The sequence below is a fragment of the Streptomyces sp. DI166 genome, assembly GCF_900091315.1.
GTDB lineage: Bacteria > Actinomycetota > Actinomycetes > Streptomycetales > Streptomycetaceae > Streptomyces > Streptomyces fuscus.
Map to the genome: position 1 here is coordinate 1 of NZ_FLSP01000101.1, position 22,450 is coordinate 22,450.

A 22,450-nucleotide genomic window follows, 5' to 3' on the forward strand; every position below is an offset into this window, starting at 1 on the left:
CGGAGCCGAGGTCGCGCGCCGCGCCTTCGGCGTACAGGACGCCGGTCAAGGGCCGCCGGAGGGCGAGCCGGGGCCGTGAAGTACGGATCCCGGCTGCGCCCCGGGCCGGGCCGCCCGCTGGGTCCTCGGCCGTCACGGCCACGTGGTGGGGCGGCTCGCCGGAGCCGAGGTCGCGCCGCGCCTTCGGGCCGCAGTGGACGGGCCGCGCCCGCTGCCGCGTAACACCGCCGGGGGCGTCGGGGGCCCGTGTGATGTCCGTCAGGCGGACCGCAGGCGCGGGGGGCACTGGGTGCCGGATACGGTGGAGGCACCATGAGCGCTTTGCAGACCTCTGACGTTCCCACGCTTCTCGTCAAGATCTTCGGGAAGGACAGGCCGGGCATCACGGCCGGGCTGTTCGACACCCTTGCCGCCTACTCCGTCGACGTGGTCGACATCGAGCAGGTCGTCACCCGTGGCCGGATCGTGCTGTGCGCGCTGGTGACCGAGCCGCCGCGCGGGACGGAAGGGGATCTGCGGGCCACCGTCCACAGTTGGGCGGAGTCGATGAAGATGCAGGCCGAGATCATCTCCGGCCTGGGCGACAACCGTCCGCGCGGCCTCGGCCGTTCGCTGGTCACGGTGCTCGGGCATCCGCTCACCGCGGAGGCCACCGCCGCCATCGCCGCGAAGATCACCCACGCGGGCGCCAACATCGACCGTATCTTCCGCCTGGCCAAGTACCCCGTGACCGCCGTCGAGTTCGCGGTCTCCGGTGTGGAGACCGAGCCGCTGCGCACGGCGCTGGTGACGGACGCCGCGAAGCTCGGTGTCGATGTCGCGGTCGTCGCGGCCGGTCTGCACCGGCGGGCCCAGCGCCTGGTCGTGATGGACGTGGACTCCACGCTCATCCAGGACGAGGTCATCGAACTGTTCGCCGCGCACGCCGGATGCGAGGACAAGGTCGCCGAGGTGACCGCCGCGGCGATGCGCGGGGAGCTGGACTTCGAGCAGTCGCTGCACGCGCGCGTGGCGCTGCTGGAGGGCCTGGACGCCTCCGTCGTGGACAAGGTGCGCAGCGAGGTCCGGCTGACCCCGGGCGCGCGCACCCTGATCCGTACGCTGAAGCGGCTCGGATACCAAGTCGGTGTCGTCTCGGGCGGGTTCACGCAGGTCACCGATGACCTCCAGGAGCGGCTGGGGCTCGACTTCGCCCAGGCCAACACCCTGGAGATCGTCGACGGCAAGCTCACCGGCCGGGTCACCGGCGAGATCGTGGACCGCGCGGGCAAGGCGCGGCTGCTGCGCCGGTTCGCCGCCGAGGCGGGTGTCCCGCTGTCGCAGACGGTGGCGATCGGCGACGGCGCCAACGACCTGGACATGCTGAACGCGGCCGGTCTCGGGGTCGCCTTCAACGCCAAGCCGGTGGTCCGGGAGGCCGCGCACACCGCGGTGAACGTGCCCTTCCTCGACACGGTCCTGTATCTGCTGGGCGTCACCCGCGAAGAGGTCGAGGCCGCGGACACCCACGACGAGGGCTGATCCCCCGCGACGGGAGCCGGTCACGCGCGGACGGAGAAGGGGCCCGGCAGCGCGCCGGGCCCCTTTGAGCTGTCACGTTTCACATGCGGGGGTCACTCCGAGGGGGCCCAGTAGTCGACCAGCCTGGCCACTCCGGGTTCCAGGGACTTCCAGGAGCCCTCGTGGGTCAGCAGCGCGAAGGCGGCGGCGGGGAAGCCACGGCGGTCGAGCCGCTCCCGCGCGTCGCCCTCGGACTCGCCGCAGAGGATGTCGGTGAGGCCGTGGATACCGGGGTTGTGGCCGATCAGCACGAGGTCGTGGACGTCGTCGGGGGTCTCGTTGAGCACGGCGATCAGCTCGCCGGGCGAGGCCTCGTAGATCCGCTCCTCGTAGACGGTTTTCGGCCGGTGCGGAAACTCGTGCACGGCGAGCTTCCAGGTCTCTCGGGTTCGGGTCGCGGTGGAACACAGTGCCAGGTCGAAGGAGATTCCGGTGTCGGCGATCCGGCGGCCGGCGGCAGCGGCGTCCAAGCGCCCCCGTTCGGCGAGCGGCCGCTCATGGTCGGTCACCTGGGGCCAGTCGGCTTTCGCATGCCGGAAGAGGACAATCCTGCGGGGTTCTGCGACGCTCATGCCTCCCAGCTTCGCATGAAACAGGCCACGGGGCGCAGGTAGTTGACCAGCGGCCGCGCGGCTGCTCAGCGCGACATCAGCCGCTGTACGCGCTCCAGCAGTTCGGTGATCGCCGGGTCGGCACCGGCGGCGTGGGCCTCGCCCGGCTCCAGTATCAGCACCAGGAGGGTGACGAAGGCGAGCACCGGCAGGGCGAACGCCCACCACGGCAGCCGGATGTCGACGCCGCCCCGGTGTGCCGAGGAAGGCGGGGTGTGCGTAGGGGCCGACATGGGTGCCTCCGCGTCTTGGAGTGGGCCGGTGGTCCGCGATCGCGGCCATGGCTCGAAGGTACGGACTCGGCGAGCCCCAACCCATCCGGTGATCCACCCAGTTGACCCTGAGCCTCACCCCCTAGGGGATGGTGGTGCTAGCCCCACCATCGGCCGGCCCTCGGCAGGCGGAGGGCGGCTGTCGGCGGACGGCGGGTAGCTGTCGGCGGACGGCGGTCAGGGCGACGCGATCGTCGCGATGACGCCGATGATCACGAAGATGGCGAGGAACGCGCCGAAGACGAGCAGCAGCTTCTTCTGGCCGTTCTGCGGGTTCGGGTCGAGCACGGGCATGGAGCCAGTCTCGCACCCTCCTCGTTCCGCGACCCACCGGGGTCAGGGCTGCCGCGCCGCCTCGTCCTCCACCGTGCGGTCGCGCCCCGCCAGCACCCCCACCACCATCTGCGGGACCATCAGCGCGGCCATGAGGGCGATCGGCAGGCCCCAGCCACCGCTGTGCTGGTAGAGCACGCCGACCAGGAGCGGGCCGGGAATGGAGATCAGATACCCGGTGCTCTGCGCGAACGCGGACAGCTGGGCGACCCCGGCGCCGGTCCTGGCCCGCATGCCGACCATGGTCAGGGCCAGCGGGAAGGCACAGTTGGAGATGCCGAGCAGCAGCGCCCAGGCCCAGGCCCCGGCGGCGGGCGCGAAGTACAGGCCCGCGTAGCCGATCAGGCCGCAGACGCCGAGCGCGAGGGCGATCGGCCCCTGGTGGGGCAGTCGGGTGGCCACGCGCGGGATGACGAAGGCGAGCGGCACTCCCATCACCATGGTCACGGCCAGGAGCACTCCGGCGGTGCCCGCGGGCACGCCCGCGTCCCGGAAGATCTGCGCCATCCAGCCCATGGTGATGTAGGCGCCGGTGGCCTGGAGTCCGAAGAACACGGCGAGCGCCCAGGCGGTACGGCTCCGGGTGATCCGCAGCGCGGGCGCCCCCTCGCGCGCGTGCCCCTGCTCCCGCGCAGGCCCCTGGTCCGAGGCCGCCCGCCGGTCCCGTACGAACGGCAGCCAGGGCAGTACGGCCGCCGCGGCCAGGGCCGCCCAGACCGCGAGCCCGGTCTGCCAGTTCCCGCCGAGCGCGTCCGTGACCGGGACGGTGACCGCCGCCGCGGCCGAGGTGCCGAGCGCCAGGGCCATCGAGTACAGGCCGGTCATGGAGCCGACGCGGTCGGGGAACCAGCGCTTGACGATGACCGGCATCAGCACGTTGCTGACCGCGATGCCCATCAGGGCGAGGGCGCTGGCGGCCAGGAAGGCGGGGGTGCTGCCCGCGTAGGGGCGGATCAGCAGCCCGGCGGTGATGGCGGCCATGCCCGCGCAGACGACCGCGCCGGGGCCGAAGCGGCGGGCGAGCCGGGGTGCCATGACGCCGAAGACGGCGAAGCACAGCGGGGGCACGGAGGTGAGCACCCCGGCGACGCTGCCGCTCATGCCGAGGCCGGTGCGGACCTCCTCCAGGAGGGCGCCGAGGCTGGTGATGGCGGGGCGCAGGTTCAGCGCCGCCAGCACGATGCCGAGGACGAGCAGCCGCGCCCGCCACGCGTGCGTGCCGGACCTGCGCGGCCCGTCGGCTCCCGGGGCCGGGCCGGGTGCGGCCGTGGGACGGGTCGTCCGGGTGGCCTCGGTCGTGGCCTCTTCGCTCACCATGCCGACCATCATAGAATCATGGGATGAATGGCTGTCCACCCTGGCCGTCCCCCGGCTTCGCCCACCGGCCCGTCCCGTGCGAAGGTGTGCCATGCCCCTGAGCCCGCAACGCCGTTCGGCACTGTCCGAGCAGGTCATCGCCGCGCTACGGAACCAGATCACGTCGGGCGAGTGGCCCGTCGGCTCCCGTATCCCGACCGAACCGGAGCTGGTCGAGCAGCTGGGCGTCGCCCGCAACACGGTCCGCGAGGCCGTCCGCGCGCTCGCCCACAACGGCCTGCTGGACATCCGTCAGGGCTCGGGCACGTATGTCGTGGCCACCAGCGAGCTGGCCGGGGTGATGCACCGCCGCTTCGCCGACGCCGACCCCCGGCACATCGCCGAACTGCGCTCCACCCTGGAGTCGGGCGCCGCGAAGCTGGCCGCCGAGCGGCGCACCGAGAAGGACCTCAAACAGCTCGACGCGCTCCTGGTGCGCCGGGAGGAGGCATGGGCCTCCGGCGACGCGGAGGCGTTCGTGGCGGCCGACGCCACCTTCCACCTGGCGGTGGTGGCCGCGTCCCACAACGACGCCATGACGGCGATGTACGCGGACCTGGGCGAGGTACTGCGGGACTGGCTGCGCGAGGACGTGGGCGAGGAGCTGACGCCGGAGACGTACATGGACCACACCCGGCTGCTGGACGCCATCCGCGCGGGCGACGCGGCCACGGCCGCCGAGGAGGCGGCGAGCTATCCCTTCCAGTGCCGCCCGGGGACGTTCAAGGACTGACGGGACAGTTCACGGACTGGCGGGGACGGTCCACGCACTGGCGGGGACGGTCCACGCACTGACGGGGACGGTCCACGGACCGACCGGGACGGTTCACGGCCGCTGATGGCTGACCCACACCGAGCGGACCTCCTTCCAGCACCGCCCGGTGAGCCGTACGGTCACCGCCGGTCCGGTGTCCACGGGGGCGCTGTCGGTGTCGAGGTCCCACCAGCGGGCGCACTCGATGTGCAGGCGGACGCGGTCCATGGCGGCATTGGGGTTGTGGCAGTAGGCGATCGCATGGGAGCCCTGCACGCGCGTACGGCACTCGGCGCCGAACGGCTCCGCCACACGCGCGTACGGTGTCGCCTCGTACGGCAGACACAGGGTGAGAGCGACGGCGACGGTCACTGGGGCGAGGCTGCGGGGCAGACGCACAAGGGGACCTCCTCGGCCGTGCTGGGGAGGGAAAAGGCGTGGTGAACGCCTGTGTCCAGGGTGCCCGGACCGGCCCGCCGCGCGCCCGGCCGGTTGCGCCGAACGGGGGACACGCGCGCGGGACGCACGAAGGGCCCGCGTCCGGCGACGGACACGGGCCCTTGCGAGTGCTGCGAGGTCAGGCGCCGATGGCGTGCAGACCGCCGTCGACGTGGACGATCTCGCCGGTGGTCTTCGGGAACCAGTCGCTCAGCAGGGCGACGACACCGCGGCCGGCCGGCTCCGGGTCCTTCAGGTCCCACTCCAGCGGGGAACGGCTGTCCCACACCGAGGCCAGCTCGGCGAAGCCCGGGATGGACTTGGCGGCCATCGAACCGATCGGACCGGCGGAGATGAGGTTGCAGCGGATGTTCTGCTTGCCCAGGTCACGCGCCAGGTAGCGGTTGGTGGCCTCCAGGGCCGCCTTGGCCGGGCCCATCCAGTCGTACTGCGGCCAGGCGAACTGGGCGTCGAAGGTGAGGCCGACGACCGCGCCGCCGTTCTGCATCAGCGGCAGGCAGGCCATGGTCAGCGACTTCAGGGAGTACGCCGAGACGTGCATGGCGGTGGCGACCGACTCGAACGGCGTGTTCAGGAAGTTGCCGCCGAGGGCGTCCTGGGGCGCGAAGCCGATGGAGTGCACGACGCCGTCCAGGCCGCCCAGCTCCTCGCCGACGATGTCGGCGAGGCGGCCGAGGTGCTCGTCGTTGGTGACGTCCAGCTCGATGACCTTGGTGGGCTTGGGGAGCTTCTTGGCGATGCGCTCGGTCAGCGTGGGCCGCGGGAAGGCGGTGAGGATGATCTCCGCGCCCTGCTCCTGGGCCAGCTTGGCGGTGTGGAAGGCGATGGAGGACTCCATCAGCACACCGGTGATCAGGACGCGCTTGCCCTCAAGAATTCCGCTCATGTGATCAGTGACCCATTCCCAGTCCGCCGTCAACGGGGATGACGGCTCCAGTGATGTACGAGGCGTCGTCCGAAGCGAGGAACCGCACCGTCGCGGCGATCTCCTCCGGCTGCGCGTAACGGCCGAGCGGGACCTGCGACACGATGTTCGCGCGCTGCTCGTCGGTGAGCACCTTGGTCATGTCGGTGTCGACGAAGCCGGGCGCGACGACGTTGAAGGTGATGTTGCGCGACCCCAGCTCACGGGCGAGGGAGCGCGCGAAGCCGACCATGGCGGCCTTGGAGGCGGCGTAGTTCGCCTGCCCCGCGGAGCCCGCGAGCCCGACCACGGAGGAGATCAGCACGACGCGGCCCTTCTTGGCGCGCAGCATGCCGCGGTTGGCGCGCTTGACCACCCGGAAGGTGCCGGTGAGGTTGGTGTCGACGACCGAGGTGAAGTCCTCCTCGGTCATCCGCATCAGGAGCTGGTCCTTGGTGACGCCGGCGTTGGCGACGAGGACCTCGACCGGGCCGTGCTGGGCCTCGATCTCTTTGTATGCCTGCTCCACCTGTTCGGTGTCGGTGATGTCGCACTTGACGGCGAGGAAACCGGCCGGCGGTTCACCCGAGCGGTATGTGATGGCGACCTTGTCGCCGGCGTCGGCGAATGCGCGGGCGATGGCGAGGCCGATGCCCCGGTTGCCTCCGGTGACGAGAACCGAGCGGCTCAACGGATCACCCTTTCGATAGCGGTCTGAACACCCGCCCGAACACCTGGATGACAGGCGGCTTCACCGAAAACCTATCGGGCCGGGCGCGCCCGCGGACAAGCGGGCACCGACAGTGGCTCGCGGGAGTCACTGTCGGATCCCTACAGAACGGCTCGGGGCGCGGCGCGCAAACGTGTGGTCCCCGGCCCGCCCCTCGCGACATGATCGGAGCGACCACGGTAACGGCGACAGGAAGAGATCCAGGTGCCTCATACCATCGACGAGTCCTTCACGGCACTCCCACTGCGCGCGCTGGCCGACGCCGCCCTGGCACGCGCGCGTGCGCTCGGCGCGGAGCACGCGGATTTCCGGTTCGAGCGGGTGCGCAGTGCCTCGTGGCGGCTGCGCGACGCCAAGCCGTCCGGTTCGTCGGACACCACTGACCTCGGGTACGCGGTGCGGGTCGTGCACGGCGGCACCTGGGGCTTCGCCTCGGGCGTCGATCTGACCATGGACGCGGCGGCGAAGGTCGCCTCGCAGGCCGTGGCGATGGCGAAGCTGTCCGCGCAGGTCATCAGGGCGGCGGGGTCCGACGAGCGGGTGGAGCTGGCCGACGAGCCGGTGCACGCGGAGAAGACCTGGGTGTCCTCGTACGAGATCGACCCGTTCACCGTGCCCGACGAGGAGAAGTCGGCGCTGCTCGCGGACTGGAGCGCGCGGCTGCTGGCGGCGGACGGGGTGAACCACGTCGACGCCTCGCTGCTCACCGTGCACGAGAACAAGTTCTACGCGGACACCGCGGGCACCGTCACCACCCAGCAGCGCGTCCGGCTGCACCCGCAGCTGACGGCGGTGTCGGTGGACGAGTCCACCGGCGAGTTCGACTCCATGCGCACCATCGCGCCGCCGGTCGGCCGGGGCTGGGAGTACCTGACCGGCACCGGCTGGGACTGGGACGAGGAGCTGGCGCGGATCCCCGAGCTGCTCGCGGAGAAGATGCGCGCGCCGAGCGTCGAGGCGGGCGTGTACGACCTGGTCGTCGACCCGTCCAACCTGTGGCTGACCATCCACGAGTCCATCGGGCACGCCACCGAGCTGGACCGGGCGCTCGGCTACGAGGCCGCCTACGCCGGCACTTCTTTCGCCACCTTCGACCAGCTCGGCAAGCTCCGGTACGGCTCCGAGCTGATGAACGTCACCGGTGACCGCACCGCCGAGCACGGTCTTGCGACCATCGGCTACGACGACGAGGGCGTCGAGGCGCAGACCTGGGACCTGGTGAAGGACGGCACGCTGGTGGGCTACCAGCTGGACCGGCGGATCGCCCGGCTGACCGGCTTCGAGCGCTCCAACGGCTGCGCGTTCGCCGACTCCCCCGAGCACGTGCCGGTGCAGCGGATGGCGAACGTCTCCCTCCAGCCGGACCCGGCCGGAATGTCCACCGAGGACCTCATCGGGGGCGTCGAGCGCGGGATCTACGTCGTCGGGGACCGCTCGTGGTCGATCGACATGCAGCGCTACAACTTCCAGTTCACCGGTCAGCGGTTCTTCCGGATCGAGAACGGCCGGCTCGCCGGGCAGCTGCGGGACGTCGCCTACCAGGCGACCACCACCGACTTCTGGGGCTCCATGGCGGCCGTCGGCGGCCCGCAGACGTACGTCCTGGGCGGCGCCTTCAACTGCGGCAAGGCCCAGCCGGGCCAGGTCGCGGCGGTCTCGCACGGCTGCCCGTCCGCCCTGTTCCGCAGTGTCAACATCCTCAACACGACCCAGGAGGCCGGTCGATGAACGTCACGTCCGAGTTCGGCCGGGGGTCCGGGGGTTGTCCCCCGGAAAAGCACAGTCTCAACACGACCCAGGAGGCCGGTCGATGAACGTCACGTCCGAGTTCGGCCGGGGGTCCGGGGGTTGTCCCCCGGAAAAGCACAGTCTCAACACCACGCAGGAGGCCGGTCGATGAGCAAGCCGTACGAGATCGTCGAGCGGGCCCTTGAGCTGTCCCGTGCGGACGGCTGTGTCGTCATCGCCGACGAGCGGTCCACCGCCAACCTGCGCTGGGCGGGCAACGCGCTCACCACAAACGGCGTCACGCGCGGACGTACGCTCACCGTCATCGCCACCGTCGACGGCCAGGAGGGCACCGCCTCCGGCGTGGTGTCCCGTTCCGCGGTGACCGAGGACGAGCTGGAGCCCTTGGTGCGGGCCGCCGAGGAGGCCGCGCGCGGCGCCGGGCCCGCCGAGGACGCGCAGCCGCTGGTGACGGGTGTACCGGCGTCGCCGGACTTCACCGACGCCCCGGCCGAGACCTCCTCCGCGGTGTTCGCCGACTTCGCCCCGGCGCTGGGCGAGGCGTTCGCACGCGCGCGTGCGGGCGGTCGGGAGCTGTACGGGTTCGCCAACCACGAGCTGGTGTCGTCCTACGTCGGTACGTCCACGGGCCTGCGGCTGCGCCACGACCAGCCGAACGGGACGCTGGAGCTGAACGCGAAGTCCCCGGACCGCACCCGCTCGGCCTGGGCCGGGCGGTCCACCCGCGACTTCAAGGACGTCGACCCGGCGGCCCTGGACGCCGAGCTGGCCGTGCGGCTCGGCTGGGCGGAGCGCAAGGTGGCGCTGCCCGCCGGACGCTACGAGACGCTGCTGCCGCCGACGGCCGTGGCGGACCTGCTGATCTACCAGATGTGGTCGGCCTCGGGGCGGGACGCGGCCGAGGGCCGCACCGTGTTCTCCAAGCCGGGCGGCGGCACCCGGATCGGCGAGCGGCTGAGCGAGCTGCCGCTGACCCTGCGCAGCGACCCGAACGAGCCGGGCCTGGAGTCGGCGCCGTTCGTGCTGGCGCACTCCTCCGGGGGCGACGCGTCGGTGTTCGACAACGGGCTGCCGCTGGCGGCCACCGAGTGGATCCACGAGGGCGAGCTGCGGCACCTGCTGACCAGCAGGCACAGCGCCGGTCTGACCGGTCTGCCGGTGGCGCCCGGCATCGACAACCTGATCCTGGACGGCGGCGGCGACCGCTCGCTGGAGGAGATGGTCGCGGACACCGAGCGCGGGCTGCTGCTGACCTGTCTGTGGTACATCCGCGAGGTGGACCCGGCGACGCTGCTGCTGACCGGTCTGACCCGGGACGGCGTGTACCTGGTGGAGAACGGCGAGGTGACCGGCGAGGTGAACAACTTCCGGTTCAACGAGTCGCCGGTGGATCTGCTGGGCCGGGCCACCGAGGCCGGGCGCACCGAAAAGACGCTGCCGAGGGAGTGGAGCGACTGGTTCACTAGGGCTGCCATGCCGGCGCTGAGGGTGCCGGACTTCAATATGAGCTCGGTCAGTCAGGGCGTATAACCTCGTACCTGACCCGGAGCACTCCCAAGGAGATACGAGAACAGTGACGGACATCGTCGACGAGCTGAAGTGGCGTGGCGTGATCGCCCTGTCCACTGACGAGGACGCTTTGCGCAAGGCGCTCGCGGACGGTCCCGTCACGTTCTATTGCGGCTTCGACCCGACCGCGGCCAGCCTGCACGTCGGTCACCTGGTGCAGGTCCTCACCATGCGCCGGCTCCAGCAGGCCGGGCTGCGCCCGCTCGCCCTGGTCGGCGGGGCCACCGGTCAGATCGGTGACCCCCGCCCGACCGCCGAGCGCACGCTGAACGACCCGGAGACGGTCGCGAACTGGGTGAACCGGCTGCGCGCGCAGATCGAGCCGTTCCTGTCCTTCGAGGGCCCGAACGCCGCGGTGATGGTGAACAACCTGGACTGGACGGCCGGGATGTCGGCCATCGAGTTCCTGCGGGACATCGGCAAGCACTTCCGCGTCAACAAGATGCTCACCAAGGACTCGGTCGCCCGGCGGCTGCAGTCCGAAGAGGGCATCAGCTACACGGAGTTCAGCTACCAGCTGCTCCAGGGCATGGACTTCCTGGAGCTGTACCGGCGCTACGGCTGCACGCTCCAGCAGGGCGGCAGCGACCAGTGGGGCAACCTCACGGCGGGTCTGGACCTGATCCACCGGCTGGAGCCGCACGCCCAGGTGCACGCGCTGGCCACCCCGCTGATGACCAAGGCGGACGGCACCAAGTTCGGCAAGACCGAGGGCGGCGCCATCTGGCTGGACCCGGAGATGACGACGCCGTACGCGTTCTACCAGTTCTGGCTGAACGCGGACGACCGGGACATCTCGACCTACATGCGGATCCTGTCCTTCAAGTCCCGCGAGGAGCTTGAGGAGCTGGAGAAGCAGACCCAGGAGCGCCCGCAGGCGCGGGCCGCACAGCGGGCGCTGGCCGAGGAGCTGACCACGCTGGTGCACGGCGCCGAGCAGACGGCCGCCGTGATCGCCGCGTCCAAGGCGCTGTTCGGCCAGGGCGAGCTGACGGAGCTGGACGCGGCCACGCTGGCCGCGGCGCTGTCCGAGGTGCCGCACGCCAAGGTCGCCGAGCTGGCGCCGGTGGTGGATCTGTTCGCCGAGGTCGAGCTGGTGCCGAGCAAGTCGGCGGCGCGGCGGACGGTGAAGGAGGGCGGTGCCTACGTGAACAACGTGAAGGTGACCGCCGAGGACGCCGTCCCGTCCGCGGACGATCTGCTGCACGGCCGCTGGCTGGTGCTGCGCCGGGGCAAGAAGAACCTGGCGGCGGTCGAGGTCACCGGCTGACCCGGGCAGGCGCGCCGAATGGGGCGGCTCTCCATCGGGAGGGCCGCCCCCTTCGCCGTACCGACGCTCAGGTCTGCTGTTTGCGCTTGCCCAGGGTCGCCATGTAGGCCATGTCTCCCACGGCCACGATGATGATCGCCGCGATGAGCTGGAAGGCGTGCCGGCTCCAGTCGATGCCGGCGGTCTCCTCGACGCCCGCCGCGCGTGCGATGGCGTTGCCGACGATGGCACCGAGCATGCCGAAGATGGTGGTCAGCCAGAGCGGACTGTGCTGCTTGCCCGGCAGGATCGCCTTGGCGATGAGGCCGAGTACGAATCCCACGATGATCGCCCACAACCAGCCCATGGCTGCCTCCTTGTACGGCTCGACGTGAGCATTACGCCCAGTCTCGGCGCGGTTTCCCTACGTCGCATGTCGTGGGCGTCCGTACGCGGGACGGCCGAGAACGGTCACCCCGGCCGGAGGTGCCCCGGTCTCGTAGGGGGCGCAGGCCGGGCGTAACGTGGAGGGTGTCCGTGACCGGCTTCCCCGGCCGGGACGGATCGGGTGCGGGCAGGGGAGAGTCCGATGCGGGCGGATGGTGGAATCTGATGCGGAAGCTGCACGGCGGCAGTGCCCAGGTGTTCCGGATCACCGGAGCCCGGGCGGGCCTCCAGGAGGACGTGCGCGGGCGGCAGCGCCGCTACATCATCTCCATGTCGGTCCGTACGCTGTCGGTGATCCTCGCCGCGACCCTGTGGAACGTCGAACGGCACGTGGCCGTGGTGGCGTTGGTGCTCGGCGCGATCCTGCCCTACATCGCGGTGGTGATCGCCAACGCCGGGCGGGAGAACGCCCCGTCGCTGCCCTCCACCTTCGTCACCGCGCCGACCCCTCCGATGCTCTCCGGACCGGCGGCGGAGGGCCCCTTCGCGGAATCCGTCCCGGAAGACGTGGCCCCCGGCCCGGCACCGGGTGCGGGCGGCGAAACACATGACCGGAAATGACCTTGGCGTCGGACGGACGGTGCCCCGGAAGCGGAATCGGCCTCCGCAACGAAGCTCAAGAAAAGCTCAGATCAATAGTGTTGTTCCGGTGCCGGGCGGCGGGTGACCCATGACATACTTCGTAGGCGCTCCGCATCCCCCGTCGGAGCGACGGACCGACGCCGGGCAGCTCCCCCCGTGGCTGCTCGGCGTCGCCTTTTGTGGACCTTTGTGAGACGAATCCGTGAGTGACGAGACGCCGATCTGTTCCGCCAAGGGCTGCCGTGCCGCCGCCGAGTGGGTGCTGGCCTGGAACAACCCCAAGATTCATACGCCGGAGCGGCGCAAGACCTGGCTCGCCTGCGAGGAGCACCGGGAGCATCTCTCCCAGTTCCTGGGCGTACGGGGGTTCCTCAAGGACGTCGTGAAGTTCGCGGACTGGGAGGAACCGACCGCGTCGTAGCCGGGGAGTCGGACCGTAGGTTTTCAGCCGCCGATCGCGGACATCGGGCGGTCCGGCTGGACGAAGCCCGGGTCGTCCAGGCCCGCCCCGGCCTTCTTGCCCCACATGGCCAGCTTCCAGATGCGGGCGATCTCCTCGTCGGGGGCGCCGGAGCGCAGGGCGGCACGCAGGTCGGTCTCCTCGCGGGCGAACAGACAGGTGCGGACCTGGCCGTCGGCGGTGAGGCGGGTGCGGTCGCAGGCGGAGCAGAACGGCCGGGTGACGGAGGCGATGACGCCGACGCGGTGCGGTCCGCCGTCCACCAGCCAGCGCTCGGCGGGTGCCGAGCCGCGCTCCTCGGAGCCCTCGGGGGTCAGCTCGAAGCGGGTGCGCAGGGAGGCCAGGATGTCCCCGGCCGTGATCATGCCGTCGCGCTTCCAGCCGTGCTGGGCGTCGAGCGGCATCTGCTCGATGAACCGCAGTTCGTAGTCGTGCTCGACGGCCCAGGCGAGCAGGTCGGGGGCCTCGTCCTCGTTCAGGCCGGGCATCAGCACGGAGTTGACCTTCACGGGGGTGAGGCCGGCGGCGCGGGCGGCCTCCAGGCCCTCGATGACGTCCTTGTGGCGGTCGCGGCGGGTGAGGGTCTTGAAAACGTCCGGGCGCAGGGTGTCCAGGGAGACGTTGACCCGGTCCAGGCCGGCGGCCTTCAGGGCGGGCGCGGTGCGCTTGAGGCCGATGCCGTTGGTGGTCAGGGACATCTGGGGGCGGGGCGTGAGGGCCGCGACGCGCTCGACGATGCCGACCAGTCCGGGGCGGAGCAGGGGCTCGCCGCCGGTGAAGCGGACCTCGGTGATCCCGAGGGTGGTGACCGCGATGTCTATCAGCCGGACGATCTCGTCGTCCGTGAGGAGGTCCGGCTTGGCCAGCCACTGCAGGCCCTCCTCGGGCATGCAGTACGTGCACCGCAGGTTGCACCGGTCCGTGAGCGAGACGCGCAGGTCGGTGGCCACCCGGCCGTAGGTGTCGATGAGCACGTGGCCCCCTCCCTCGTGGTGGAGCACTCGTCTTCCGTCACCTGCGAGCCTACGTGACCGCACTGACAACGACAGCGCCCGATCCCACCAGGAACGGCGCGGCCGCGTCGTAGGGACCTACGACGCGGCCGCTCGGAGGGTGCGATCAGTGGGCGCCGGTGCCGGTCAGGGACCGGACCTCCAGCTCGGCGTACTTGCCCTTGTCCGGCTCCTCCTTGGAGAGGTAGGTGCCGATGATGCCCAGCAGGAAGCCGACCGGGATCGAGATGATGCCGGGGTTCTCCAGCGGGAACCAGTGGAAGTCGACGTCGGGGAACATCGAGCTGGGCTTGCCGGAGACGACCGGCGAGAACAGCACCAGGCCGACGGCGGCGGTCAGACCGCCGTAGATCGACCACAGGGCTCCCTGGGTGGTGAAGCGCTTCCAGAAGAGGCTGTAGAGGATCGTCGGCAGGTTGGCGGAGGCGGCGACCGCGAAGGCGAGCGCGACCAGGCCGGCCACGTTCAGGTCGCGGGCCAGGGCGCCGAGCGCGATGGAGACGATGCCGATGCCGACGGTCGCCCAGCGGGCGGCGCGGACCTCCTCCTGCTCGCTGGCCTGTCCCTTCTTGATGACGTTGGCGTAGATGTCGTGCGCGAAGGACGAGGAGGACGCCAGGGTCAGACCGGCGACCACCGCGAGGATCGTCGCGAAGGCGACCGCGGAGATGGTGGCCAGCAGGATAGCGCCCCAGGTGGATTCCACGCCGCCCAGGTGCAGCGCGAGCAGCGGGGCCGCGGTGTTTCCGGCCTTGTTGGAGCCGGTGATCTCCTCCGGGGTGATCAGCGCGGCGGCGCCGAAGCCGAGAGCCAGCGTCATCAGGTAGAAGGCGCCGATCAGGCCGATCGCCCAGATCACGGACTTACGGGCGGCCTTGGCGGTGGGCACGGTGTAGAAGCGGATCAGGATGTGCGGCAGACCGGCGGTGCCCAGGATCAGGGCGATGCCGAGCGAGATGAAGTCCAGCTTGGTGGTGCCGCTGACGCCGTACTTCAGACCGGGCTCCAGGAAGGCGGCGCCCTTGCCGCTCTGGTCGGCGGCGGTACCGAGCAGGTCGGAGATGTTGAAGTCGAACTTCAGCAGGACCAGGAAGGTCAGCAGCAGGGCGCCGGTCATCAGCAGCACGGCCTTGACCATCTGCACCCAGGTGGTGCCCTTCATGCCGCCGATGCTGACGTACATGATCATCAGGACGCCGACCAGGGCGACGATGCCGATCTTCCCGGCATCGCTGGAGATGCCGAGCAGCAGCGAGACCAGGACACCGGCACCCGCCATCTGGGCCAGCAGGTAGAAGATCGACACCACGATGGTGGAGGTACCGGCCGCCGTGCGGACCGGGCGCTGGCGCATCCGGTAGGCGAGGACGTCGCCCATCGTGTAGCGGCCGGAGTTGCGCAGCGGCTCGGCGACCAGCAGCAGGGCGACGAGCCAGGCGACCAGGAAGCCGATGGAGTAGAGGAAACCGTCGTATCCGAACAGGGCGATGGCGCCCGCGATGCCGAGGAAGGACGCGGCGGACATGTAGTCACCGGAGACGGCGAGGCCGTTCTGGAAGCCGGTGAACTGGCGGCCGCCCGCGTAGAAGTCGGCCGCGTTCTTGGTCTGGCGGCCCGCCCACACGGTGATGACCAGGGTCGCGAGGACGAAGACGGCGAAGAGGCTGATGATCAGTGTGCGGTGCTCGCTCGCCGCGTCGGCCGCGAGGAACGTGTGCGCGGGGCTCATGCGCCGCCCTCCATCCGGGACTTGATCGCTTCGGCCTTGGGGTCGAGCTTCGCGGCGGCGTGCCGCGCGTACCACCAGGCGATGAGGAACGTGGTGACGAACTGGGCGATGCCGAGGGCGAGCGCCATGTTGATGTTGCCGAACAGCTCGATGCCCATGAAGCCGCCGGCGTAGATCGACAGCATCACGTAGAGCAGGTACCAGACAATGAAGCCGACGGTGAGCGGGAAGGCGAAGGAGCGGTAGGAGCGGCGCAGTTCACCGAACTCCGCACTGTCCTGCACCTCGGTGAACTCCTCGGTGGTGGGAAGCCGGTGTTGTTCTTGCGCGGGGGGCGGTGCATCGGTGGCCACGGACTCTCCTCGCGTTGCGGGTGTGGTGACGACAGCGGACGGGGACGGTTCGGGGTTCGGGGATGGGTTCGGCACGGCGGACATATCGGGGCAGACCTCGCATTGATGGGGGGGATCGATCGTGCTCACGCCCCCTGTCCAACGTCCACGGCGCCACGCGAGAACCGGTTCAACGTGGCTTGGTTCTTTCCCCACTGACTTTTGGAAGGTCATTGCTGGGCGCTACGCGGGGAGATAGCTTCACCCTGCACACCCGTCATGTACCTGCCCGAGCACCACCTGTGTCTCGGGCCGGTCTCGTTTTTCGGATGATGTGGAGATCCCATGGCTCATCTGCCTTCCAGACGCCGGCTCGCGCTGGCCGTTCCCGTCGTGCTGTCGCTGACCGCCTCGCTCGGGTTCCTGCCGACCGCCGCCTCGGCCGCTCCCCCCGCGGAGACCGTGGCGCAGTCCGCGGACGCCACGAAGCTGGCGTACGTCGTCAACACCAAGACGGACCGGCGCACCATCAGGTCGGTGGAGAAGGCCGTTGTCGCGGCGGGCGGGTCCGTCGTGACGACGTACGAGAAGATCGGCGTGATCGTCGCTCACTCGGACAACCCGGACTTCGGCAAGCAGATGCGCAAGGTGCGCGGGGTGCAGTCCGCGGGTGCCACGCGTACGGCGCCGCTGACCCCCGCGGGCACCACCGACCAGGGCGCCGCCGAGTTCCTGACGGCGGCTCAGGCGGCCGAGGCCGCGAAGGCCGCCGCCCCCGACAGCGAGCCCCTCGAAGCGGACCAGTGGGACCTGCGGGCGATCGGCGCCGACAAGGCCGCGAAGATCAACCCGGGTTCCAAGAAGGTGACCGTCGCGGTCATCGACACCGGCGTCGACGACACCCACCCGGACCTCGCGCCGAACTTCTCCAAGTCGCAGTCCGCCAACTGCGTCGGCGGTGTCGCGGACACCAGCGACGGCGCCTGGCGGCCGTACACCGCGGACGACTACCACGGCACGCACGTGGCCGGTGAGATCGCCGCCGCCCGCAACGGCATCGGTGTCGCGGGTGTCGCGCCCGGGGTGAAGGTCGCCGGCATCAAGGTGAGCGACCCGACCAACGGTCTCTTCTACCCGGAGAACGTCGTCTGCGCGTTCATGTTCGCCGCCGAGCACAGCGTGGAGATCACCAACAACAGCTACTACGTGGACCCGTGGCTGTACAACTGCATGGACGACCCCGACCAGCGGGCGATCGTCGACGCGGTCAACCGGGCCCAGCTGTACGCCCAGAAGAAGGGCACCCTGCACGTCTCCTCGGCGGGCAACTCCAACCACGACCTGGCCTCGGACGCCATCGTCGACACCACCAGCCCGAACGACACCACCCCGGTCGAGCGGACCATCGACCCGCACGAGTGCTACGACGTCCCGACCCAGCTGCCCGGCATCGTCACGGTCAGCGCGACGGGCGTGCAGAACCTGAAGTCGTACTACTCCACCTACGGCAAGGGCGTCGTGGACGTCGCCGCGCCGGGCGGCGACCGGCTGTACCAGATACCCGACACGCCCTCCAAGAACGGCCGCATCCTGTCCACCATGCCGAACGGTGAGTACGCCTGGCTCCAGGGCACCTCGATGGCCTCGCCGCACGCCGCCGGTGTGGCCGCGCTGCTGAAGTCGAAGCACCCGTGGGCGTCCCCGGCGCAGCTCCAGGCGCTGCTCAAGGCGCAGGCCGACAACCCGGGCTGCCCGGAGTCCTACGACCAGAACGGCGACGGCACGCAGGACGCGGTGTGCGAGGGCGGCAAGCGTGTGAACGGCTTCTACGGCTACGGCATCGTCAACGCGCTGCGCGCGGTCAAGTGACCGGCGGACGGGAGAGACTGACACCATGACAGCGCACTTCCCGCGCTCCCGTCGCGCCCTGGCCGTCGGCGCCGGAACGGCCCTGGCGACAGCGGTCGCGCTGCTGCCGAACGCGTCGGCGGCGGCGGCCGAGACGGAGGCGACCTCGCTCAGCTACGTCGTCAACGTCCAGCCCGGACACGGCCCGTCGGCCCGGGTGGAGCGGGCCATCGCCAAGGCCGGCGGCACCGTCGTGACGTCGTACGACCGGATCGGTGTGATCGTCGTCCACTCGGCGAACCCGGACTTCGCCAGGACGCTGCGCAAGGTGCCCGGGGTGCAGTCGGCGGGCAACACCCGCAACGCGCCGCTGCCCGCGCAGTCGACCACGGACGTCGGCACCCCGAAGGTGCTCAGCGCCGCCGAGGTCGCGGCCGTGACGGAGGCCGAGGGGCAGGACCCCCTGCAGCCGCTCCAGTGGGACCTGCCCGCCATCAAGGCGGACCGGGCCCACGAGAAGTCGCTGGGCAGCTCCAGGGTCACCGTCGCGGTGATCGACACCGGCGTCGACGACACCCACCCCGACCTCGCGCCCAACTTCGACCGGGACGCCTCGGTCAACTGTGTGACCGGCAAGCCGGACACCAGCGAGGGCGCCTGGCGGCCGGGGCCGACGGAGAGCCCGCACGGCACCCATGTGGCCGGTGAGATCGCGGCGGCCAAGAACGGCGTCGGCATGACCGGTGTGGCGCCGGGCGTGAAGGTCTCCGGCATCAAGGTGTCGACGACCGAGGGCTACTTCTACACGGAGGCCGTGGTCTGCGGCTTCGTGTGGGCGGCCGAGCACGGCGTCGACGTGACGAACAACAGCTATTACACCGACCCCTGGTACTTCAACTGCAAGAACGACCCTGACCAGAAGGCGCTCGTCGAGGCCGTCTCCCGGGCCGCTCGCTACGCGGAGAAGAAGGGCACCGTCAACGTCGCGGCGGCGGGCAACGAGAACTACGACCTCGCGGCGGACGAGATCACCGACCCGGTCTCGCCGAACGACGGCACGCCCGTCGAGCGGGTCGTGGACCCGTCGAAGTGCCTGGACATCCCGACCCAGTTGCCGGGTGTCGTGACGGTCGCCGCGACCGGGGCGAAGGGCCTGAAGTCGTCCTTCTCCAACCACGGCCTGGGAGTGGTCGACATCGCCGCGCCCGGCGGTGACTCGACCCGCTTCCAGACCCCGGAACCGCCGGCCACCAGCGGACTGATCCTGGGCACCCTGCCCGGCGGCCGCTGGGGCTACATGGCCGGTACGTCGATGGCGTCGCCGCATGTCGCCGGTGTCGCCGCGCTGATCAAGTCGACGCGTCCGTATCTCCCGCCGACCGCGGTGAAGGCCCTGCTGTACGCGCAGGCCGACTCCAAGGCGTGCGGGGACCCGTACGACATCGACGGCGACGGCGAGGTCGACGCCACGTGCGAGGGGTCGAAGAACCGGAACGGGTTCTACGGCTGGGGAGTCGCGGACGCCCTGGACGCGGTGACCAAGTAGGAAGCACCAGTTCCCGGCCATGTGTTGATCCGGTCAGTCATGCATAGTGCAGTCATGACCGACATCAAGATGGTGAGGCGGGAAGGCGCACTCCCGGCGCGCCTTCCCGTGCGGGACCTGGCACGCGCGTGTGTCCGCGCGTGTGCGCTGGCCGGCGCCGAACTGGGGGCGGTGCGGGCCGGGTTGCGGGAGGTGCCGGAGGTCCTGCTGGACGACGGTGCCGTCGCCACGGCGTTCGTGAGCGAACGGCATCTGTCGGTCAACGGCCGGGCCCCGGTCACCTTCGCCCCGCTGTCGCGGTTCTGGCGCACGGCGGACGGCTGGGTGCGCACCCACGCCAACTACCCCCACCACCGCGAGCGGCTGCTGAGCGCCCTGGGCGTGTCCGAGGCGGACGTGGAGCGCGCGCTGGCCGAGCGCTCGGCGCTTGAGGTCGAGGAGGCCGTGTACGCGACCGGAGGGCTCGCCGTGGCCGTACGCACGGCCGAGGAGTGGGCGGCGCATCCGCAGGCGGCCGAGGTGGCACGGCGGCCCCTGGTGGAGCGCGAGCGCCTGGACACGGCACGCGCGCGTGCCCTGCCGCCCCTGCCCCCACCGCCCGCTCCCCTGCTGCCCGCCGCCGGGGTACGGGTCCTGGACCTGACCCGGGTGCTGGCCGGACCGGTCGCCACCCGCACCCTCGCCCTGCTGGGCGCCGACGTGCTGCGCGTCGACCCGCCGGGCATCCCCGAACTCCCCGACCAGCACGCCGACACCGGGTTCGGGAAGCGCTCGGCGACCCTGGACCTGACCCATGACCGCGCGGCCTTCGAGGAGTTGCTGCGCGAGGCCGACGTGGTCGTCACCGGCTACCGGCCGGGCGCCCTGGACCGGTTCGGGCTCGGCCCCGAGGCACTCGTGGAGCGACGGCCGGGGCTGATCGTGGGCCAGCTGTCCGCGTGGGGCGCGTACGGGCCCTGGGGCGGGCGGCGCGGCTTCGACAGCCTGGTGCAGGCGGCCACCGGCATCGCCCTGCTCCAGGGGTCGCCCGAGCAGCCGGGGGCGCTCCCCGCGCAGGCCCTCGACCACGGCACCGGGTACCTGCTGGCGGCGGAGATCCTGCGGGCGCTGACCGAGCGGCACCAGGAGGGGTACGGCCGGGTCGTACGGCTGGCGCTGGCCCGGACCGCGCGGTGGCTGACGGACGAGATCACCGCGGAGACCGCCGCGGACGGACCGGCGTACGAGGGGCCCGAGCCGTGGCTGGCCGAGACGGACAGCGCGCTCGGACGGCTGCGGTACGCGCGCTCGCCGGTGTCCTTCGCGGGCGGGCCGGTGGACTGGTCCCGGCCGCCCGGGGTCTGGGGCAGTGACCCCGCGCGGTGGCACGCTGTCTGAACGGCCGGGCGCCCGATACGTACCCATGGACGGAATTCGTACCGCCAGTTGTTTCCGCGAACTTGCCCGGTTCTGGGACGACTGGTGAAGATCATGAGGTGACCTTGATAAGACCCACGTCGGAGAGGGCCGACGCGAACGAGCCCGTGCGGCGTCCCGGTACCGGCCGGGCCGTCGCCGTCCTGGTCCTGGTGCTGCTCGGGGCGCTGATCCCACTGCTCGGGCCGAACGCGGCACTGCACGGCACCGGTGAGGCCGACGCCCCCGGAGACGGCGGCATCGCGCTGCTGCGGACGGTGCTGTTCCTGGCGCTGTCCGTCCCGGTGGGCGAGCTGCTGGTCAACCGGCTGGCCCGGTCCGTGCCCGGCACTCCCCCGGCCCCGCCGCGCAGTTGGGCGGTGTACGCGGCGGCCGCCGGTTTCGTCGCCGCGCTGGGGCTCGCCTCGGTCGTCTCCACCGGCAACCTGGTCCCGGGCAGCCCCTCCGACCTGGACCTGGGCGGCCTGTACGCGACCCGCGACGGCAAGCTGGCGCTGCTGGAGGTGAACGCCTTCGCGGCGGCCTGGATGTGCGCGCTGTCCCGGCGTCCCGGCACACAGGTCTGGCCGCTGGCCGCGATCGTCGTGGCCGAGGCGCTGCGCGCCCACCCGACGACCGAGCACTCCCCGATGATCGGCACCGGGCTGACGCTGGTGCACCTGACGGCCGCGGCCCTGTGGACAGGCGGTCTGCTGTACGCCCTGCGCACGCTGCGCGGCGACGGCACCCCGGCGGGCGCCGCGCTGCTCGGGCTCTACGCGCGCGTGGCGGCCGTCGCGCTCGCCGCCGTCACGGCGACCGGGGTGTGCTCCTCGCTGCGGCGCATGCCGTCGGAGACGATCCTCGACCAGCTGACGCAGACGGCGTACGGGCGGGTGCTGCTCGCCAAGGTGCTGATGGTGGCGGCCGTCGCCGCGCTGGCCCTGTGGGCGCGGATCCGGCTGAGCCGGGCGGCCGACCCGCTCAGCGCCTGTGTCCCCGCGCGTGCGGAGGTCGTCGGGCTGGGCGTGGTGATGGCGGTGTCGGGACTGCTGACGGCGCTGCCGGTCCCGATCAGATGGTGACGGCCTGATCAGGCGGGGCTGACGGCGGCTCCGCGGGTCACGGGGTGACCATCACCTTCAGCGCCACCCGCTCGTCCATCGCCTTGTAGCCCTCCGGGACCTGGTCCAGGCCGACGGTCATGTCGAACACCGGGGACGGAACGATGCGGCGCTCCAGGACGTCCGGGAGCAGTTAGGGGAGGTAGGCCCGGACCGGCGCGACGCCGCCGCGCGGGGCGATGTTGCGGTCGAACATGACACCGAGGTCGAGTCCGGTACCTTCCCCAGTGCCTGAACGGCCTGGGGGCACCCCCAGGCCCGGCTGCCGGGCCGCCTCACCGCGGTACGCCCACAGGTCGCTGCCGCAGATACCGGCCCGCACCACCCGGACCACGGCGTCCGTGGGCAGTTGGACGACCGCGTCCGGTACGTCCGTCACCCGCATGTCGTACGGGCGTGGATGGTGGTGGCGCGCATGACGGGGTGCT

The 22,450-nt window shown here is 71.2% G+C and carries 23 protein-coding genes and 1 pseudogene; 11 read left to right on the top strand and 13 right to left on the bottom strand.

The window, feature by feature from the left end; translation table 11 throughout:
* On the bottom strand, positions 1 to 286 hold a 286-nt coding region (locus GA0115233_RS41510), incomplete at its 3' end, for a hypothetical protein (protein WP_218063588.1).
* Positions 287 to 312: 26 nt separating this feature from the next.
* Between GA0115233_RS41510 and serB the strand changes: the two genes are divergently transcribed.
* Complete coding sequence (gene serB, locus GA0115233_RS33375; protein WP_093724079.1) at positions 313 to 1,521, top strand: phosphoserine phosphatase SerB; 1,209 nt, start codon at positions 313 to 315, stop codon at positions 1,519 to 1,521.
* 92 nt (positions 1,522 to 1,613) lie between these two features.
* Here serB and GA0115233_RS33380 read toward each other — a convergent pair whose 3' ends face one another.
* From GA0115233_RS33380 to GA0115233_RS33395, 4 genes are all read right to left on the bottom strand, one after another.
* Positions 1,614 to 2,132 carry a SixA phosphatase family protein gene (locus GA0115233_RS33380; RefSeq protein ID WP_093724080.1) on the bottom strand — a complete coding sequence of 173 codons (519 nt, stop codon included), beginning with the start codon at positions 2,130 to 2,132 and terminating at the stop codon, positions 1,614 to 1,616.
* A gap of 65 nt (positions 2,133 to 2,197) precedes the next feature.
* On the bottom strand, positions 2,198 to 2,404 hold the full coding sequence (locus GA0115233_RS33385) for a hypothetical protein (RefSeq protein ID WP_093724081.1): 207 nt from the start codon (positions 2,402 to 2,404) through the stop codon (positions 2,198 to 2,200).
* 216 nt (positions 2,405 to 2,620) lie between these two features.
* On the bottom strand, positions 2,621 to 2,737 hold the full coding sequence (locus GA0115233_RS42020; RefSeq protein WP_093724082.1) for an SGM_5486 family transporter-associated protein: 117 nt from the start codon (positions 2,735 to 2,737) through the stop codon (positions 2,621 to 2,623).
* Positions 2,738 to 2,779: 42 nt separating this feature from the next.
* Entirely contained in the window at positions 2,780 to 4,102 is a 1,323-nt protein-coding gene (locus GA0115233_RS33395; RefSeq protein ID WP_255310441.1) for a CynX/NimT family MFS transporter, read from the bottom strand.
* An 82-nt stretch (positions 4,103 to 4,184) separates the two neighbouring features.
* Here GA0115233_RS33395 and GA0115233_RS33400 point away from each other — a divergent pair, with 82 nt between their 5' ends.
* Positions 4,185 to 4,865: a FadR/GntR family transcriptional regulator gene (locus GA0115233_RS33400; RefSeq protein ID WP_093724084.1), complete on the top strand. Its 681-nt coding sequence runs from the start codon at positions 4,185 to 4,187 to the stop codon at positions 4,863 to 4,865.
* 93 nt (positions 4,866 to 4,958) lie between these two features.
* On the opposite strand, the gene GA0115233_RS33405 is transcribed toward GA0115233_RS33400, so the two are convergent.
* The 3 genes from GA0115233_RS33405 to fabG form a co-directional block, all read right to left on the bottom strand.
* The gene (locus GA0115233_RS33405) at positions 4,959 to 5,285 is read right to left on the bottom strand and encodes a hypothetical protein (RefSeq protein WP_093724085.1); all 327 of its coding nucleotides are present in this window, start codon (positions 5,283 to 5,285) and stop codon (positions 4,959 to 4,961) included.
* A 178-nt stretch (positions 5,286 to 5,463) separates the two neighbouring features.
* Entirely contained in the window at positions 5,464 to 6,231 is a 768-nt protein-coding gene (gene fabI, locus GA0115233_RS33410) for an enoyl-ACP reductase FabI (RefSeq protein WP_093724086.1), read from the bottom strand.
* 4 nt (positions 6,232 to 6,235) lie between these two features.
* Positions 6,236 to 6,940, bottom strand: coding sequence for a 3-oxoacyl-[acyl-carrier-protein] reductase (gene fabG / locus GA0115233_RS33415; RefSeq protein WP_093724087.1), 705 nt, complete (start codon positions 6,938 to 6,940; stop codon positions 6,236 to 6,238).
* A 243-nt stretch (positions 6,941 to 7,183) separates the two neighbouring features.
* Between fabG and GA0115233_RS33420 the strand changes: the two genes are divergently transcribed.
* The 3 genes from GA0115233_RS33420 (at position 7,184) to tyrS (ending at position 11,567) form a co-directional block, all read left to right on the top strand.
* A complete protein-coding gene (locus tag GA0115233_RS33420) occupies positions 7,184 to 8,707 on the top strand; it encodes a TldD/PmbA family protein (protein ID WP_093724088.1) in 1,524 nt (507 codons plus the stop codon).
* Between the two features lie 168 nt (positions 8,708 to 8,875).
* Complete coding sequence (locus GA0115233_RS33425) at positions 8,876 to 10,258, top strand: TldD/PmbA family protein (protein WP_093724089.1); 1,383 nt, start codon at positions 8,876 to 8,878, stop codon at positions 10,256 to 10,258.
* 43 nt (positions 10,259 to 10,301) lie between these two features.
* Positions 10,302 to 11,567 carry a tyrosine--tRNA ligase gene (tyrS, locus tag GA0115233_RS33430; protein WP_093724090.1) on the top strand — a complete coding sequence of 422 codons (1,266 nt, stop codon included), beginning with the start codon at positions 10,302 to 10,304 and terminating at the stop codon, positions 11,565 to 11,567.
* A gap of 67 nt (positions 11,568 to 11,634) precedes the next feature.
* On the opposite strand, the gene GA0115233_RS33435 is transcribed toward tyrS, so the two are convergent.
* On the bottom strand, positions 11,635 to 11,913 hold the full coding sequence (locus GA0115233_RS33435) for a GlsB/YeaQ/YmgE family stress response membrane protein (RefSeq protein ID WP_093724091.1): 279 nt from the start codon (positions 11,911 to 11,913) through the stop codon (positions 11,635 to 11,637).
* 245 nt (positions 11,914 to 12,158) lie between these two features.
* On the opposite strand from GA0115233_RS33435, the gene GA0115233_RS33440 reads away from it, so the two are divergent.
* A complete protein-coding gene (locus GA0115233_RS33440; RefSeq protein WP_176712033.1) occupies positions 12,159 to 12,554 on the top strand; it encodes a DUF3099 domain-containing protein in 396 nt (131 codons plus the stop codon).
* Between the two features lie 223 nt (positions 12,555 to 12,777).
* Complete coding sequence (locus GA0115233_RS33445) at positions 12,778 to 12,996, top strand: hypothetical protein (RefSeq protein ID WP_093724093.1); 219 nt, start codon at positions 12,778 to 12,780, stop codon at positions 12,994 to 12,996.
* A 23-nt stretch (positions 12,997 to 13,019) separates the two neighbouring features.
* Here the strand turns inward: GA0115233_RS33445 and moaA are convergent, their stop codons facing one another.
* From moaA to GA0115233_RS33460, 3 genes are all read right to left on the bottom strand, one after another.
* The gene (gene moaA / locus GA0115233_RS33450; RefSeq protein ID WP_093724106.1) at positions 13,020 to 14,009 is read right to left on the bottom strand and encodes a GTP 3',8-cyclase MoaA; all 990 of its coding nucleotides are present in this window, start codon (positions 14,007 to 14,009) and stop codon (positions 13,020 to 13,022) included.
* A gap of 145 nt (positions 14,010 to 14,154) precedes the next feature.
* Positions 14,155 to 15,777, bottom strand: coding sequence for a solute symporter family protein (locus tag GA0115233_RS33455; protein ID WP_093724094.1), 1,623 nt, complete (start codon positions 15,775 to 15,777; stop codon positions 14,155 to 14,157).
* On the bottom strand, positions 15,774 to 16,130 hold the full coding sequence (locus GA0115233_RS33460) for a DUF485 domain-containing protein (RefSeq protein ID WP_093724095.1): 357 nt from the start codon (positions 16,128 to 16,130) through the stop codon (positions 15,774 to 15,776). The genes GA0115233_RS33455 and GA0115233_RS33460 overlap by 4 nt, the downstream gene beginning before the upstream one ends.
* Before the next feature lie 324 nt (positions 16,131 to 16,454).
* Between GA0115233_RS33460 and GA0115233_RS33465 the strand changes: the two genes are divergently transcribed.
* The 4 genes from GA0115233_RS33465 to GA0115233_RS33480 all read left to right on the top strand — a co-directional run bounded on the left by GA0115233_RS33465 (position 16,455) and on the right by GA0115233_RS33480 (position 21,983).
* Positions 16,455 to 17,978, top strand: a complete 1,524-nt coding sequence (locus GA0115233_RS33465; protein WP_093724096.1) for a S8 family peptidase — start codon at positions 16,455 to 16,457, stop codon at positions 17,976 to 17,978.
* 25 nt (positions 17,979 to 18,003) lie between these two features.
* Entirely contained in the window at positions 18,004 to 19,503 is a 1,500-nt protein-coding gene (locus GA0115233_RS33470) for a S8 family peptidase (protein WP_093724097.1), read from the top strand.
* A 54-nt stretch (positions 19,504 to 19,557) separates the two neighbouring features.
* Positions 19,558 to 20,880: a CoA transferase gene (locus tag GA0115233_RS33475; protein ID WP_093724098.1), complete on the top strand. Its 1,323-nt coding sequence runs from the start codon at positions 19,558 to 19,560 to the stop codon at positions 20,878 to 20,880.
* A gap of 98 nt (positions 20,881 to 20,978) precedes the next feature.
* Positions 20,979 to 21,983 (top strand): CopD family protein, encoded by a 1,005-nt coding sequence (locus tag GA0115233_RS33480; protein ID WP_093724099.1) that lies wholly within the window; start codon positions 20,979 to 20,981, stop codon positions 21,981 to 21,983.
* Between the two features lie 37 nt (positions 21,984 to 22,020).
* Here the strand turns inward: GA0115233_RS33480 and GA0115233_RS33485 are convergent.
* Positions 22,021 to 22,439, bottom strand: a pseudogene (locus tag GA0115233_RS33485) (alcohol dehydrogenase catalytic domain-containing protein).
* Positions 22,440 to 22,450: the final 11 nt, after the last annotated feature.

Coding starts and splice junctions, on each gene's coding strand:
- serB (WP_093724079.1), top strand. CDS start 313: ATGAGCGCTTTGCAGACCTCTGACGTTCCCACGCTTCTCGTCAAGATC.
- GA0115233_RS33380 (WP_093724080.1), bottom strand. CDS start 2,132: ATGAGCGTCGCAGAACCCCGCAGGATTGTCCTCTTCCGGCATGCGAAA.
- GA0115233_RS33385 (WP_093724081.1), bottom strand. CDS start 2,404: ATGTCGGCCCCTACGCACACCCCGCCTTCCTCGGCACACCGGGGCGGC.
- GA0115233_RS42020 (WP_093724082.1), bottom strand. CDS start 2,737: ATGCCCGTGCTCGACCCGAACCCGCAGAACGGCCAGAAGAAGCTGCTG.
- GA0115233_RS33395 (WP_255310441.1), bottom strand. CDS start 4,102: ATGGTCGGCATGGTGAGCGAAGAGGCCACGACCGAGGCCACCCGGACG.
- GA0115233_RS33400 (WP_093724084.1), top strand. CDS start 4,185: ATGCCCCTGAGCCCGCAACGCCGTTCGGCACTGTCCGAGCAGGTCATC.
- fabI (WP_093724086.1), bottom strand. CDS start 6,231: ATGAGCGGAATTCTTGAGGGCAAGCGCGTCCTGATCACCGGTGTGCTG.
- GA0115233_RS33425 (WP_093724089.1), top strand. CDS start 8,876: ATGAGCAAGCCGTACGAGATCGTCGAGCGGGCCCTTGAGCTGTCCCGT.
- GA0115233_RS33435 (WP_093724091.1), bottom strand. CDS start 11,913: ATGGGCTGGTTGTGGGCGATCATCGTGGGATTCGTACTCGGCCTCATC.
- GA0115233_RS33440 (WP_176712033.1), top strand. CDS start 12,159: ATGCGGAAGCTGCACGGCGGCAGTGCCCAGGTGTTCCGGATCACCGGA.
- GA0115233_RS33455 (WP_093724094.1), bottom strand. CDS start 15,777: ATGAGCCCCGCGCACACGTTCCTCGCGGCCGACGCGGCGAGCGAGCAC.
- GA0115233_RS33465 (WP_093724096.1), top strand. CDS start 16,455: ATGGCTCATCTGCCTTCCAGACGCCGGCTCGCGCTGGCCGTTCCCGTC.
- GA0115233_RS33470 (WP_093724097.1), top strand. CDS start 18,004: ATGACAGCGCACTTCCCGCGCTCCCGTCGCGCCCTGGCCGTCGGCGCC.
- GA0115233_RS33475 (WP_093724098.1), top strand. CDS start 19,558: ATGACCGACATCAAGATGGTGAGGCGGGAAGGCGCACTCCCGGCGCGC.